Source organism: Bradyrhizobium sp. LMG 9283, assembly GCF_045571415.1.
Lineage (GTDB): Bacteria > Pseudomonadota > Alphaproteobacteria > Rhizobiales > Xanthobacteraceae > Bradyrhizobium.
The window spans coordinates 6,270,389-6,285,070 of sequence record NZ_CP120691.1; the positions used below are offsets into that span (position 1 = coordinate 6,270,389).

Sequence of the window (14,682 nt, forward strand, 5' to 3'; positions counted from 1 at the left end):
AGCTTGTTACGCCGGCCCGAACGAATCCGTTTCATCTCAATGCGCGGTCCAGCCGCCGTCGACCGGCAGCGCCACGCCGGTGATCGACGCGGCCGCGTCCGTCGACAGGAACACCGCGAGCGCGCCGAGCTCCTCGACGGTGGCAAAGCGCTTGTTGGGTTGCTGCGCCAGCAGAACGTCGCGGATGACCTGATCGCGTGAGATACCGTGCGCCTTCGCCTGCCCGTCGATCTGGGCCTCGACCAGCGGGGTATAGACATAGCCGGGGCAGACCGCGTTGCAGGTGATGCCCTCTTCCGCGGTCTCCAGCGCCGTCACCTTCGTGAGACCGATGATGCCGTGCTTGGCGGCGACATAGGCCGCCTTGAACGGCGAGCCGACCAAGCCGTGCGCCGAGGCAATGTTGATGATCCTGCCGAAGCCGTTCAGCCGCATCGCCGGCAGCGCGAGCCGCGTGGTGTGGAAGGCCGAGGACAGGTTGATCGCGAGGATCTGGTCCCATTTCTCGACCGGAAACTGGTCGAGCGGCGCGACATGCTGGATGCCGGCGTTGTTGACCAGGATGTCCAGCCGGCCGGATTGGGCCACCGTCACCGCGATCATCTCGGCGATCGATGTCGGCCTCGTCATATCCGCAGGCGAGTAGCTTGCCTTGACGCCGAACTCGGCGGCGATCTGCTCGCGCGTCCGGCCGATCTCGCTGGCGACACCGAGACCGTTGAGCACGATGTCGGCGCCGGAAGCGGCCAGTGCCCGCGCAATGCCGAGGCCGATGCCGCTGGTCGACCCGGTGACGAGAGCCACCTTGCCGGCTAGCACGCGGGACGAAGTGGACGTCTGCGTCTTGATAGGGATATTCATGATCCAGACCTCCTCTTGGGGCGCGACGCCGCGCCGTGGCTGGCTCGAACTGTGCGGGATCACCCGGGTTTGCGGAAATGCCGGTTAGCTTCCGAGTCCATACGTCCGCGCTATCGCTTGCGGGATGTCATTCCCCGCCCCGATCGGCTAGATTTCCGGTCGATTTTGCTGGGAGCCGATCCATGGAAATGCATCAGGTCCGCTATTTCCTCGCGGTGGCGCAGCTCTTGAATTTCACGCGCGCCGCCGAGGAATGCAATGTGACGCAGCCGTCGCTGACACGCGCGATCAAGCAGCTCGAGGCCGAGCTCGGCGGTGACCTGTTCCGCCGCGAACGCCCCGCAGCGCAACTGACCGAGCTCGGTCAGCGCATGCATCCGCTTCTGAAGCAGTGCTATGACGCCGCCGTAGGCGCGCGCTCGCTCGCCTCCTCGTTCAAGAGCGGAGAGATCGGTGCGCTTCGTATTGCGCTGACGCATTCGATCGACCTCGCGCTGCTCATTCCGCATCTCAGCGAGATCAAACGGCAGTTCAACCGGCTCGAATTCCGCTTCCTGCGCGGGACCAGCCGCGAGGTCGGTGAATTCCTGAAGAAGGGGGAAGCCGAGCTCGGCATCGCCGCCGAGATCGACGAGGCCTGGGAGCGGCTCGACGTGTGGCCGCTGTTCACGGAAGGCTTCGATCTCGTCGTCAGCCGGGGCCACCGTCTCGCCGGGCACGACACGATCGAGCCGGACGATCTGCGCGCTGAGCAATTGCTCGGCCGGAGCTATTGCGAGCATTCCAGGCGCATCTCCGCCAGCCTGCGCGAGCACGGCATCGACGTCGATCACGGCCACGAGATTTCGAGCGAGCGCGACCTGATCGAACTGGTGGAGGCCGATATTGGCATCGCCATGATGCCCCACACCTCGCCGGTGCCGGAGAGCCTGAAACGTGCCGCAGTCACCGGGCTCGACGCACGCCGCACCGTCAGCCTCTACGGCGTCGCCGGCCGGCAGCGGACGGCCGTCGCCAATGCGGTGATGCGGATGCTGCGCGGCGCGGACTGGCGGGAGATCGCGGGGTAGCAGAGCAAGCGATTTCGCCGCAAGCGAGATGCGCATTGCTGTGCCCTCGCCCCTTGTGGGAGAGGGCAGCGACGCTGGTAGACACATACTCGCTTGGGTGAGGGTTGTCTCCGCGAGCATCAGTGCACGCGGATAGATACCCCTCATCCGGCGCCATAGCCGAAGCTTCGCTTCGGCGTTCTTTGAGAACGGCGGCCAAAGGCCGCCTACGCCACCTTCTCCCACAACAAGGGGAGAAGGGAAGAAAGCGTGCTCAGTTCTCCCGGCTCGCGTTCTCCAGCACCTCGACGAGATCGTCGATTTCCATGCGTTTGCGAAAATCGGGGTCGACGAAGCGAGCCTTCACCAGTCCGTCGCGCCCAACCACGAACACGGCCGGGATTGGTAGCATCCAGCCGTCATTGCCGTGGAATTTCGCCATGTCCTGATAGGACAACAGGCTCTGGATTTCGGCGCCGAGCCAGATCGCGAGATTGAGCGACAGCGCATAACCGTTGTCGAGATCGGTCAGGATAGGAAATGGCGCGCCGGAGTCGGCCTTGACCTGCCTCGTATATTCCTGCGTCTCCGGCATGATCGCGACGATGTGCGCGCCCATGGCCTCGATGCGGTCCAGCGCCTGGACCACGGCGCGGACATTGAGCCGGCAGTAGGGACACCAATGGCCGCGGAAGAACATCACCGCGACGGGGCCGCGCTGCAGCAGCGCGGGCAGCGTCACGAGCCGCCCGCCCTCGTCAGGCAACATGAACGGCGGCATCGGATCGCCCGGCCGCGGCGCGATCTCGCCACCGCCGTTCCCGTCCAATCGCGCCACGAGGCGATCGACCGCCTCACCATAGGCGGGAAAGACCTTGCGGCTGGCATCGGCGTAGGCGCGGAGCTGTTCGTTCAGCGTGCCGTCCATGTCGCGGCAGCGCTGGAAGGCGAGCCTGAGCTGTTCGGCGTCGGCTGGCGAGAGAGACGTCATCTTCCTGCTCCGGCGTTAGGGACGAATATTAGTTTCATGGTCCGGCCGCCCGCAAGGGGCGGCCGTTACGGAAGGGCTGATTCAGTTCACGTAGAAATTGCCGGTGGGATCGAGCCGCCCTGACGTTGAGTACAGCGTGCCCTTGTCCATGAAGAAGACGGTGTTGTCGGGCACCTTCTTGGCGTTCTTCATCATGGCCTCGTGGTTCTTCTCGGCCGGGGCCATCGCCATCGCCGACATCTTGCCGGGCCCGCCATAGACATAGGCCATGCCGGCCTTCAAATCCCAGGCCGCTTCCGAGAAGGCCGACGTGGCGATCACCGCGAAGGCCGCGGTAAAGATCAGGGTCTTGGACACTTTCGTCATGAGATGCTCCTCCGGATTGACGTGAACGCCCGCCAATCGGGCGCCCTGCCATCGGACGCCAGATCCCCCGGAGGCGGAAATGCCGATGCCCAATCGGTTCGATAGCCGCGGCCTATCGGCATAGCGCCGGGCTATCGCATCGAAAGCGAGCCGGCATTTCAACATCGACGCGGTCTCGACGAAGCTCCTGCCATAGCCGGCGACCACCACGGTTGCGGCCAACACAGGAGAGTTCCCATGTCTAGGCATCACATAATGTCGCGCGTGGTTTGGACAGGCGTTGCCGTTCTCGGGGCGCTGACATTTGCCACACCGGTTTTCGCCGGCGAATGTCCGGCCGGCAAGATCAAGCCGAACGCACAACAGATGGTCGACTATAAGCCGGTCGGCGTCACCGACGTCACGCTCGGGGCGATCGACCTCGGCAAGCAGCCCGCCCATATCGAGGGCCGCGAGCTGCGCTTCCGCAAGCTGACCATCGAGCCCGGCGGCATCGTGCCCTGGCACAGCCATGACGACCGCCCCGCCCTGATCTTCGTGCAGCAGGGCGAGATCGTCGAATACGCCTCCAACTGCGTCGATCCGATCGTGCACAAGGCCGGCGACATCCGTCCCGAGGTCTACGGCACCTCGCATTGGTGGAAGAACCTCGGCAAGGAGACGGTCATCCTCTATGTCGGCGACGTCCACAAGGATCCGAACGACCATCATATGTAACGAGGGCACCCAGCCCCAGCGCACTCGTTACCGGATGTGGCGCCCGGGAATCCCCGATGCCATCCGCATGTCGGGCGCCACATTCCTCACAGGGCAATCACGCCATGACCGATCTTTCTGCGCGCATCAAGCCAAGCGCGATGACGATAGACGAGCATTCCCCGGGACTCATCCTCCGCTCGCTCATCATCGGCCTCACCGCCTTCCTGACCGTCGTTGACCTCTTCGCGACGCAGGCGATCCTGCCTTCGCTCACGCGACACTACGGCGTCACCCCCGCAGCGATGGGTTTTGCCGTCAACGCCAGCACCTTCGGAATGGCAGTCGCCGGTCTCGTCGTCGGCTTCTTCAGCCCGCATATCGACCGGCGGACCGGCATCCTGCTCAGCCTGGCACTTCTTGCGATCCCCACCAGCCTGCTGGCGTCCGCGCCCAATCTTGCCGTCTTCACCGCCCTGCGGGTCACGCAGGGCCTCTGCATGGCGTCCGCCTTCGCGCTCACTCTCGCTTATCTCGGCGAGCAATGCAGCGCCACCGACGCCGGCAGTGCGTTTGCCGCCTACATCACCGGCAATGTCGCCAGCAACCTCGTCGGCCGGCTGATCTCGGCGGCAGTCGCGGACGGCCTCGGCCTCGCCTGGAATTTCTATTTCTTCGCAGCGCTGAACCTGGCCGGCGCGGTGCTGGTCTATTTCACCATCGGACGCGTGCAGCCGATGCACGCGATGATGCCGGCGGATTCGCCGCTTGCCGCCACCATCGCGAATTGGCGCAATCCGCAGCTGCGAGCAGCCTTCGGCATCGGCTTCTGCATTCTGTTCGCCTTCATCGGCACCTTCACCTTCGTCAATTTCGTGCTGGTCAGGCCGCCGCTGTCGCTCGGTATGATGGATCTGGGCCTCGTCTATTTCGTCTTCCTGCCCTCTATCGTCACGACGCTTCTGGCCGGCAAGGTGGCCGCGCGGCTGGGAACGCGGCCCACGATCTGGGGGGCGCTCGCCGTTGCCGGGCTCGGCCCGCCGCTGATGCTGGCGCCGCATCTGGCCGAAGTGCTCGCCGGCATGGTGCTGGTCGGCGTCGGCACATTCTTCGCACAGGCCGCCGCGACGGGCTTCGTCGGACAGGCGGCAACCGACAACCGCGGCATCGCCAGCGGGACCTATCTTGCGTGCTACTTCTGCGGCGGGCTCGTCGGCACGGCCGTACTCGGCCGGCTGTTCGACAGCTTCGGCTGGCAGGCCTGCGTCACCGGCGTCGGCGTCGCCCTCGCGCTGGCGGCCCTGCTCACCTTCGTCCTGAAGCCCTAGCGCTTGACTGGAGCTTCCTGCGGCGGCTGGTCATCGGCGATGGCGGCGAGGTCCCCGTGATTCTGATCACCGGCTATCCGGATGAGAATATCTTGGCAGCGCTGCCGCGGCGGGGGTGAAAGATGTGGTTTGAAGCCGCTTCTCGACGAAAACCGCTCAGGCACATCCGTCACACCATCCAGGACCGTCCCCGGGTGTGACCGACGGGACTCTACATAGGTAAACTTCCCCAAGATAACGCGCGGAATTTCCGGATTGCGCGATCCAGCGTAGCAGTGCTCCATCACAACGGAGATGGCGCAGATGCTGACCCAGACAATCAACACCCAGGCGATCAACACCCAAATCGGTGGCAAGATTGCCCCTGCCCATCCCGTTACTGATCGGTTCGGCGCGATCACGGGCCATGTCGGCCTGGTCGCCACCGAGTTCTCCTACGGCAAGGACGAGGAGATCTATGGCGAGGACGAGCCGGCCGAATATGTTTATCAGGTCGTCACCGGCGCGGTGCGCAGCTACAAGCTTCTCTCCGACGGTCGCCGTCAGATCGGCGCTTTCCATCTCCCCGGCGACGTGTTCGGTCTCGAATCCGGTTCCACTCACCGCCTCGCCGCAGAAGCCATTATCGACACCAGCGTGCGCCTCGTGAAGCGCGCGAGCCTCGAGAAGGCCGCTGGCATCGACGTGCAGGTTGCCCGCAAGCTCTGGGCGATGACCGCCAGTGACCTTCGCCATGCCGAGGACCACATGCTGCTGCTCGGCCGCAAGACCGCGATGGAGCGTGTTGCGACCTTCCTGCTCGAAATGGACCGCCGTCTTGCCGTTGCCGGCATGATGGCGCTGCCGATGTGCCACCGCGACATCGGCGACTATCTCGGCCTCACCCTCGAAACCGTGTCGCGCGCACTGTCGCAGCTTCACGCCCAGGGCATTCTCGGTTTCTCCGGCGCCCGCCAGATCGTGCTGCGCAACAGCCAGCGCCTGCACAATCTAGGCGCCTGATTTTCTGACGACCTCCTCCCACCCACTTTGGCCGGCTCGTTCAGCCGGCCATTTCTTTTGTGGCGACCAGGCCCGTGCGCCGTGTCTCCGGCATCACAAAGAAAATGAGCAAGAGCCCCGCCGCGGCAACGCCGGACAGCCCGATGAACGCCGTGGCATTGCCGAACTTGTCGCTGACATAGCCGCCAAGCACCGTGCTCAACGACGCGCCGATGCCCGTTGCGGTGCCGACGATCCCCTGCGCCAAGTTGAAATGCCCCGTGCCAAAGGCGACGTCGGCGACGATCAGCGGGATCATCACCGCGAATACCGCCGCGGTAATGCCGTCGAACACTTGCACGAGCACCAGGAGATACGGATCGCGCACGGTCGCAAACAAGAGGCCACGAACCGCCAGCGCCCCGAATCCGATCAGCAGCAGGGGCCGCCGGCCCCAGAGCTGCGCCTTGCGCCCAACTGTCGGCGACAGCAGCGCCACGATCGCCTGGGGAACGACGATGCAAAAGGCGACGAGCACCGTTGCCCATTGGCTCGACCGCGCCGTTACCGCGCTCGCCATCAGCGGCATCATCGCGGCGTTCGCGAGCTGCAACAACAGCACGCTGAGTGCGAAGACGATGAGAGGACGCTGCCGGATCAGGTGCCAGATATTGGTGTCGCCGCGATCGGCGGCTTCGGGCGGCATCTCACCATGACAGCGCCTGATGTCGACCTCATCCTCGCGGATGCGCGACAGCGCGATCAGGGTCGGGATCGCGAGCAGGAAGGTGACCAGGAAGACCGAGCGGCTCGACAGGAGATAGCCCGCGGTGCCCATCACCGCCGCCGCGACGCCATTGCCCAGCGAGGCGAAGCGCGCGTTACGGCCGAGCCGCTCGCCGATCGCGAGCGGGCCGACGAGGCCGAGGCTGATCGCCGCAATCGCGGGCCCGAGCACGCAGCTCGCCATCGCATGCAGCGTGGCGGCGGTCACCACGACGGGGAAGATCGGCATGGCGGCATAGGCCAGCGCGCAAGTACCGATGGTCGCGATCGCGAGGGCGGCGACGAGACGCTCCGATTTCGCGGCATCGATGATCGCGCCGCCGGGCATCTGGCCGATCAGGGCGACGATGCCGCCGATCGACAGCACGAGGCCGATCTCGACCTGGGTCCATTTCTGCGTCGTCAGATAGACCGCGATGAAGGGACCGAATCCGGTCTGCACATCGGCGAGGAAGAAGATGAACCAGTCGAGGCCGCGCAGGCTCTGGCGCGACGGCGCCGGAATGCCTGCAGCCGATGGCGCAACGACGTTGTCCTGCTCGACGCGGCCGCCGCGATCTGCATGGTTCGGCTTCCTCGACAACAGCACGGGCGGTCAGCCCTCCCTGCACCTCACTGGATCGCTTGCAGCGGCTGAAGGCTGCCGGACGCGCCGAGCACGACGATCGGCGTATCCTCCTTGTATTCCGGCGCGGCCGCGACCTGCGCCTTGGTCAGTTCCAACGTGATGCTGTCCTTCTTGTTGGCGATCTTGCCGAAGCGCAGCGCGTTCCAGTCCACCACGATCTTGCGGCTGCCGACGCCGAGGAAGCCGCCGAAATCGATCGCCGCGGCGCGGACATGACCGGTACGATCGACGATGACGTCGACGATGCGGCCCATGTCCTCGCCGGCGGCGCTGCGAACGTCGCGGCCGAGCACGCCGTGGGCCTCGCTCGCACCGATGATGGTCACCGAGGGGGGCGGCGCGGCGTCCTTGGGCGTCACCGGAACGGTCGAGGCCGGCGGTTGTGCCGTCGACGGCGCATTCGCTTCATTCTGGCCTGCGGGCTGATCCTCCGCGGCGCGCGACGGTGCGACCGTCAGAGCGACCACGATCGCCAGGCCCAGGATTAACGCTCCGATCGCACGCATGACACCCTCCTCACGACGCACCGCTAGCGCGCCAGCACGATCGAGACCTGGATCTGGCCGCGTGTGCGCATCACCTCCAGCGCCACGTCGTCGCCGTGGCGGCTGACGCGAAGATCGACGCTGGACTCGCGCAGACGCAGATCGCGCAGGATCACCTCGTTGAGGAACGCCGGCAGATGCGGATTGCGGAGGCGAATCTCGCCGCGCGCCACGTCGAACTCGAGGCCGAGCGCCGCCTCCAGCAGCGTGAACGGCGTCGCGCTGGCCCAGGCCTGCGGCGCGCAGGCGACCGGATAGAGCGTCGGGCCGCGCCGTTTCTCGCGCCGGAAGCCGCAGAACAATTCCGGCAACCGGCGCAGATCCATGTAGGTCGCGGCATCGAACAGGCCCTTGAAGACATGCGCCACCGAATGCTTGAGGCCGTAGCGCGCGAGCCCGAGCGCGATCAGCGCATTGTCGTGCGGCCAGATCGACCCGTCATGATAGGACATCGGGTTGTAGCGCACCTCGCCTTGCGCGACGGTGCGGATGCCCCAGCCCGAGAAGAAATGCGGCCGCATCAGGTCGGCAGCGACGAGGCGCGCGCGGTCCTCGCGGATCATGCCGCTGAACAGGACCTGCCCGGCGTTCGAGGTCCTGACCTTGCAGGGCCGCTTCTTGCCGTCGAGCGCGAGCGCATAGGTGCCGAGCTCCTCGCACCAGAACGCCTTCTCGAAGCGCTCGGCGAGCGCCCTGGCCTCGGTCTCGAGCTTGCGCACGCGGTCCGGCTTGCCGAGCCGCAGCGCGCAACGCGCGGCGAGCTGCTTGGCCGCATAGACGTAGCCCTGCACTTCCGCGAGCGCGATATTGCCCTCTGCAAGTCGGCCGTCGGCATGGAAGATGGCGTCGTAGGAATCCTTCCAGCCCTGGTTGGCCAGCCCCTTCTCGGTCGCACGCTGGTATTCGATGAAGCCGTCCTGGTCGGGATCGCCGGGACCGTCGATCCAGGCAAGGCCCGCCTCGATCGCCGGCCACAGCTCGATCAAGGTGGCCTCGTCGCCGGTGCGCTCGAAATAGCTGCCCGCGAGCAGCACGAACAGCGCGGTCGAATCGACACTGCCGTAATAATGCGCGAACGGCACCTCGCCGAGCGCCGCCATTTCGCCGCCGCGCATCTCGTGCAGGATCTTTCCGGGCGCGGCGTCCGCGAACGGATCGATCGCCGTGGCCTGGAAATGCGCGAGCCGGCGCAAGACGCCCTTGGCGACGCGCGGGTCGACCCAGAGCATCTGGAGCGCGGTGATGAGGCCGTCGCGTCCGAACGTCGTCGAGTACCAGGGAATGCCGGCGTAGGGGTACCGCCCCTGCGGTGTCTCGGTCATCAGCATGTTGAGGTCGGCCATGGCCTGGCACAGCACCTCGTTGAAGATGTTGTTGGAGGTCTCGATGCTGGCGGCGCCCATGGTTGACTGCCGCATCTCGCGGCGGTGCGCCAGCAGACCCGGAAAGAACCGCGCCGGCCGTTCCGTCACCGGCCGGTTGCAGGAGACGGCGACGAACAGCGATTTGGCCTGGTGCGGATCGAGCTCGAGCTGCCAGGTCGCGGCATTCACGGACAGCCGGGTGGGACGCGGGTCGAAATGCAGGCCGGTGGTGCGCTCGGCGTCGTCGAGGCCGCGATACTCGAACAGCACGTCGGTCGGACCCAACAGGCGGCTCGTGCCGGTCCCGCGGCGCGGGCGCCGCTCGCCGCGCACCTCGAACAGATCGGCAAAGTCATTGTCGAACAGCAGCGTCAGCTCGAAGATGGCGCGCGCGTCGCCGTGGTTCTGCACGCCAATGCGCTGATAGGCGGCACCGCGCCACAGGAAGATCGTGCGGACGATGTGCAGCAGATCCTTTTGCAACAACAGGCGGCCTTGGCGGTAGATGTCGGGATTGGTGAGATCGACGGTCAACGCCGAATTGTCGTCGCGCAAATTCGAGCCGAGCAGCAGCGGCTGGAGGTCGTCGAGCACGAGCTCCAGCCGCGCCAGATAGCGCGTGTCGCAGTGAAACAGACCGTCCGGCCCGCCCGCCGAAGCGCCGATGTCGCCATGGCTGTCGAGCACGATGAAGGTGTCGTCATGCTTGAGGGATCGCCGCGGCCGGGCGGCGGGCCCCGTCATCGGAATGTAGAACGTCTGCTCCGCGACGGCTTCGGTCGCGTGCGATATGGAAACGATCTGGGTTACGGTTTCGGCTGCCATGAGCTGCTCCCCTGCGCCTTGATTCGAAACGCAACCAACGCGAACGAGACGGCTGGACCTACGCGGCGACCTTCGCGAGCCGGTTCATCTCCTGCGTCACCAGCTCACGGTAGGGACCGTGACCCTGCATCAGCCGGTCGGGCGCACCGTCCTCGATGATCTTACCGGCCTTGAGCACCACCACGCGATCAAAATTGCGCAGCGTCGCCAGGCGATGCGCGATCGCGATCACTGTGCGGCCGCGCATCAGGCGCGACAGCGCCTCGCGGATCGCCTCCTCGGATTCGCTGTCGAGAGCGGCAGTCGCCTCGTCCAGCAGCAGGATCGGCGCATCCTTCAGGAATGCGCGCGCGATGGCAATGCGCTGGCGCTGGCCGCCGGACATCTTCACACCGCGGTCGCCGACCATGGTGTCGAGGCCGTCAGGCAGGCTCTCGACGAAATCGCAGCGCGCCGCGATCGCCGCGCGCAGCACCTCGTCGTCGGTCGCGTTCGGCCGGCCATAGCGGATGTTCTCGCGAATCGAGCGATGAAACAAGGAAATGTCCTGCGGCACGACGGAAATCGCCTCGCGCAGGCTCAGCTGCGTCACCTTCGAGATGTCCTGGCCGTCGACGGTGATACTGCCATCGTCGACGTCGTAGAAGCGCTGGAGCAGCGTGAACAGCGTCGATTTGCCGCCGCCGGACTGCCCGACCAGTCCGACCCGCTGGCCGGGCTGGAGGCGCAGGCTGAACCGCTCGAAGATCTTCTCGCCGCCGGGATAGCCGAAGGTGACGTTGTTGAACGCGATCGCGGCGCCGCTCTTCACCAGCGGCTCGGCCTCGGGGTGATCGCGCAGCTCGTGCGGCACCAGCAGCGTGGCGATCGCCTCGGTCAGGCGCGCGACGTGCTGCGTGACGTCGACCAGCGCCACAGCGAGATCGCGCGTCGCGTTGAGGATGGAGAGACCGAGCGTGCAGACCAGCACGACATCGCCGGTGGTCGCCTCCCCCTTCTGCCAGAGCGTGATCGCCCAGGCCATCAGCGCCACCGTCAGCAGCACGGTCACGCCGGCATGCGTCAGCCGCAGCTTCTCCAGATAGCGCAGGCTCCGGCCGCGCGCGGTGAGCTCGCGGTTCACCGTCGCATCGAACCGCTCATGCTCGTGGCTGATGCCGCAGAAGGCGCGCACCAGCGGCATGTTGCTGATGACGTCGATCATTTCGCCATCGACCACCGCGGCCTTGTCGGCGAAATCGTCATGCAGCGGCTTGCCGGCCGCAGCCAGACGAAACATGGCAATGACCATGCCGCCGGCGATCACGATCAGCCCGAGCGCCATGTAGGGGCTGACGGTTCCAATCAAGGCAATTGCCGCAATTGTGGCAATGCAGGGCGGCAGCACGTTCCAGACAAACATGTTTTCGACGGTGAACACCGCGTTCGACGTCGCCGTGATGCGGCTCGTCAGCATGCCCGGCATCCGGTCCGAGAAGTAGCTCGGCGCATGTCCGGTCAGATGACGAAATATGTCACGGCGTAAGTCACCCGTGACACGAACGAAGGTGAAGCTCGCGGTCCAGCTCGCGATCCGCCACAGGAAGTTGTCGGCCGTGATCAGCGACATGAGTAAAATGAATGCCAGCCATACGCTGCCACCATGTGATGGTCCGGCGGACAAGCTGTCGACCAGGGATTTGACGCCATACTGGGTACCCACGGAGCAGGCAACAGCCGCCACGACCGCAGTCAGGATTAGCAAATGCGACGCGAGACGACGCCGGAGGTAGCGCAAGACAAAGGCAAATGGCCTGCGCGCGTATCCAGAAAGCTGATCCATATGGCTATCGCCCCGTTATGCTGATTTCGTTTCGTCACTGGTCGAGTGAACATCGACCACTTCGCCTCGGTTCCCGGGCAAGCTCATCACGACATGCGGATGCGGACGATCTGCGAAGATGTAGTGGCAGCATCGCGACGATCCCCCGACGTGTCGAATATGTAACGTTTGGGAGAAGGAACTTCGCAGGTGCGGGAACGTTCCCTTGGCTGGCATTGCCGGTGCCGTACAGGCGGGGGTTTTCAATCATGATCGCACAGAGGAGATGGTGAGATGCGCATCGCGCAGGTAGCTCCGTTGACGGAGGCTGTTCCACCCAAGCTGTATGGCGGCACCGAGCGGGTGGTGCATTGGTTGACGGAAGAGCTGGTGGCCCTTGGACACGACGTGACATTGTTCGCCAGCGGCGACTCGCAGACGTCAGGCAAGCTGGATGCGTTGTGGCCGAAGGCGCTCCGTCTCGACGGTTCCGTGCGCGATCCCAATGCGCTGCACATGGTGCTGCTGGAGCGGGTGCGGCAAAAATGTGACGACGAGGAGTTCGACTTCCTCCACTTCCATCTCGACTACTATCCGTGGTCGCTGTTCCACCGTCAGCCGACGCCATTCGTGACCACGCTGCACGGCCGGCTCGATCTGCCGGAGCATCAGCCGGTCTTCAACACCTTCTCCAAGATGCCCGTCATTTCGATCTCCAACGCGCAGCGGCGGCCGGTGCCGCAGGCGAACTGGGTGACGACGATCCACCACGGCCTGCCGGAGAACCTGCTGACGCCGAAGCCGGCGAAACAGGAATATCTCGCCGTGCTCGGCCGCATCGCGCCGGAAAAGGGCGTCGACCGCGCCATCAAGATCGCAACCCATTGCGGCATTCCGCTGAAGATCGCGGCCAAGGTCGATCGCGCCGATCAGGATTACTACGACGAGTTGATCCGGCCGATGATCGAGAACAATCCGCTGATCGATTTCATCGGCGAGATCAGCGATCACGAGAAGTCCGATTTCCTGAGCGGCGCGCTCGGGCTTCTGCTGCCGATCGACTGGCCGGAGCCGTTCGGCCTCGTCATGATCGAAGCTATGGCGTGCGGAACGCCGGTCGTCGCCTTCAACCGCGGCTCGGTGCCGGAAATCATCGACGAGGGCCTCACCGGCTTCATCGTCGAGGATGTCATCAGTGCGGCGGGAGTGGTGAACCGCCTTCCGCAACTCGACCGCGCCGCGATCCGCAAGCAGTTCGAGACGCGCTTCACGGCACGGCGCATGGCGCTGGATTATCTGGCGGCCTATCGCAGCCTGACCGAGGCACAGGCGCCGCGGATCAAGCTGGTGAGCAGCGCGGAGTAGCGCTTCTACGCCGCTGCCAGTCGATGTGCCCTCTCCCCTTGTGGGCCTGTTGCGTAATTCGCCAGTTGTGATTCCCTAGGGCAGAGCCTTGGGGGAAATGAAATGGCGGTTAAACGGACGGGGCAGCCGAGCTTTGTGGATGCGCTGATGCCGAAGGGGGCCGGCGCCAATGCGGCGCTGGATCGGCTGGCTGGCCTCGTCAAATGGTACCGGTTCGAGAAGCTGATCGGCCATTTGCGGGATGAAGGGGGGCCCGGTCGTCCAGGCTATCCGGTGCTCGTACTGTTTCGCGCGGTGCTGTTGCAGTCGCTCTATGGTCTTTCGGAACGCGAACTCGAGGAAGCGCTGGCCGACCGGTTGTCGTTCAAGCGCTTTGTCGGTTTGAGCCTTGAGGATGCGACGCCCGATCATACGGTCCTGAACCGCTTCCGGAACCAGCTCGTTGAACAAGGCTTGTTGGAGAAGCTGTTTGGCGAACTGGATCGCCAGCTTGAGAATGCTGGCGTCATCCTCAAGCGCGGCACGATGCTGGATGCGACCTTGATCCAGGCGGTGTCAGCCCCTCCGAAGGAGGATCGTCCCTCAAACGATCCTGACGCCCGCTTCACCAAGCGGCAGGGCAAGAGCGGCTCGACCTTCGGGTACAAGGCGCACATGGGCGTCGATGAAGGCTCCGGCCTGATCCGCACGGTGCTGACCACGCCTGCCAACGTCAACGACACGACACCGGCAGACACCTTGATCCGCGGCGATGAAGCCGCGGTGTGGGCCGATGCGGCCTATGACACCCATGCCCGACGGGCCCGGTTGAAGGCGGAGGGCAAGAAGCCCCGCATCGCCCGTCGTCCTAACAGGCATCATCCGGAACTGCCGCCTCGGCTCAAACGCTACAACCTCCTCATCGCGCGCCGACGAGCCCAGGTCGAGACCACCTTCGCCACTCTCAAGCGCCGCATGCGACTGACCTGCATCCGCTACGTCGGCCTGATGAAGGCAAGCGGGCAGATCCTGCTCGCCTCGATCGCCTTCAACATGAGGCGGTGGGCCACGATCGCGGCCTGAGCCGCCCGCCGAGGCGACAACGACAGATTTGGCC

13 protein-coding genes are annotated in these 14,682 nt (G+C 65.1%); 6 read left to right on the forward strand and 7 right to left on the reverse strand.

The window, feature by feature from the left end; all coding sequences use genetic code 11:
• Positions 1–36 precede the first annotated feature (36 nt).
• Positions 37–861, reverse strand: a complete 825-nt coding sequence (locus P6U29_RS29530) for a 3-hydroxybutyrate dehydrogenase (RefSeq protein WP_407113882.1) — start codon at positions 859–861, stop codon at positions 37–39.
• Positions 862–1,043: 182 nt separating this feature from the next.
• On the opposite strand from P6U29_RS29530, the gene P6U29_RS29535 reads away from it, so the two are divergent.
• Positions 1,044–1,931 carry a LysR family transcriptional regulator gene (locus P6U29_RS29535; RefSeq protein ID WP_407113883.1) on the forward strand — a complete coding sequence of 296 codons (888 nt, stop codon included), beginning with the start codon at positions 1,044–1,046 and terminating at the stop codon, positions 1,929–1,931.
• A gap of 253 nt (positions 1,932–2,184) precedes the next feature.
• Here the strand turns inward: P6U29_RS29535 and P6U29_RS29540 are convergent, their stop codons facing one another.
• Both P6U29_RS29540 and P6U29_RS29545 read right to left on the reverse strand, forming a co-directional pair.
• Positions 2,185–2,901: a peroxiredoxin-like family protein gene (locus tag P6U29_RS29540; protein ID WP_407113884.1), complete on the reverse strand. Its 717-nt coding sequence runs from the start codon at positions 2,899–2,901 to the stop codon at positions 2,185–2,187.
• 81 nt (positions 2,902–2,982) lie between these two features.
• Positions 2,983–3,492 (reverse strand): hypothetical protein, encoded by a 510-nt coding sequence (locus P6U29_RS29545; RefSeq protein WP_407113885.1) that lies wholly within the window; start codon positions 3,490–3,492, stop codon positions 2,983–2,985.
• 12 nt (positions 3,493–3,504) lie between these two features.
• Between P6U29_RS29545 and P6U29_RS29550 the strand changes: the two genes are divergently transcribed.
• From P6U29_RS29550 to P6U29_RS29560, 3 genes are all read left to right on the forward strand, one after another.
• Positions 3,505–3,984 carry a cupin domain-containing protein gene (locus P6U29_RS29550; protein WP_407113886.1) on the forward strand — a complete coding sequence of 160 codons (480 nt, stop codon included), beginning with the start codon at positions 3,505–3,507 and terminating at the stop codon, positions 3,982–3,984.
• A gap of 104 nt (positions 3,985–4,088) precedes the next feature.
• On the forward strand, positions 4,089–5,291 hold the full coding sequence (locus P6U29_RS29555; RefSeq protein WP_407113887.1) for an MFS transporter: 1,203 nt from the start codon (positions 4,089–4,091) through the stop codon (positions 5,289–5,291).
• A gap of 303 nt (positions 5,292–5,594) precedes the next feature.
• Entirely contained in the window at positions 5,595–6,293 is a 699-nt protein-coding gene (locus P6U29_RS29560; RefSeq protein ID WP_407113888.1) for a helix-turn-helix domain-containing protein, read from the forward strand.
• Positions 6,294–6,333: 40 nt separating this feature from the next.
• Here P6U29_RS29560 and P6U29_RS29565 read toward each other — a convergent pair whose 3' ends face one another.
• From P6U29_RS29565 to P6U29_RS29580, 4 genes are read right to left on the reverse strand one after another with little or no spacing between them, the layout of a single operon-like run.
• Positions 6,334–7,647 (reverse strand): MFS transporter, encoded by a 1,314-nt coding sequence (locus P6U29_RS29565; RefSeq protein ID WP_407113889.1) that lies wholly within the window; start codon positions 7,645–7,647, stop codon positions 6,334–6,336.
• Between the two features lie 23 nt (positions 7,648–7,670).
• Entirely contained in the window at positions 7,671–8,192 is a 522-nt protein-coding gene (locus P6U29_RS29570) for a PRC-barrel domain-containing protein (RefSeq protein WP_407113890.1), read from the reverse strand.
• 23 nt (positions 8,193–8,215) lie between these two features.
• Entirely contained in the window at positions 8,216–10,420 is a 2,205-nt protein-coding gene (locus P6U29_RS29575; RefSeq protein WP_407113891.1) for a glycogen debranching N-terminal domain-containing protein, read from the reverse strand.
• Between the two features lie 58 nt (positions 10,421–10,478).
• A complete protein-coding gene (locus tag P6U29_RS29580; protein WP_407113892.1) occupies positions 10,479–12,242 on the reverse strand; it encodes an ABC transporter ATP-binding protein in 1,764 nt (587 codons plus the stop codon).
• A gap of 273 nt (positions 12,243–12,515) precedes the next feature.
• On the opposite strand from P6U29_RS29580, the gene P6U29_RS29585 reads away from it, so the two are divergent.
• Complete coding sequence (locus tag P6U29_RS29585) at positions 12,516–13,586, forward strand: glycosyltransferase family 4 protein (RefSeq protein WP_407113893.1); 1,071 nt, start codon at positions 12,516–12,518, stop codon at positions 13,584–13,586.
• Positions 13,587–13,688: 102 nt separating this feature from the next.
• On the forward strand, positions 13,689–14,648 hold the full coding sequence (locus tag P6U29_RS29590; protein WP_407113894.1) for an IS5 family transposase: 960 nt from the start codon (positions 13,689–13,691) through the stop codon (positions 14,646–14,648).
• Positions 14,649–14,682 lie beyond the last annotated feature (34 nt).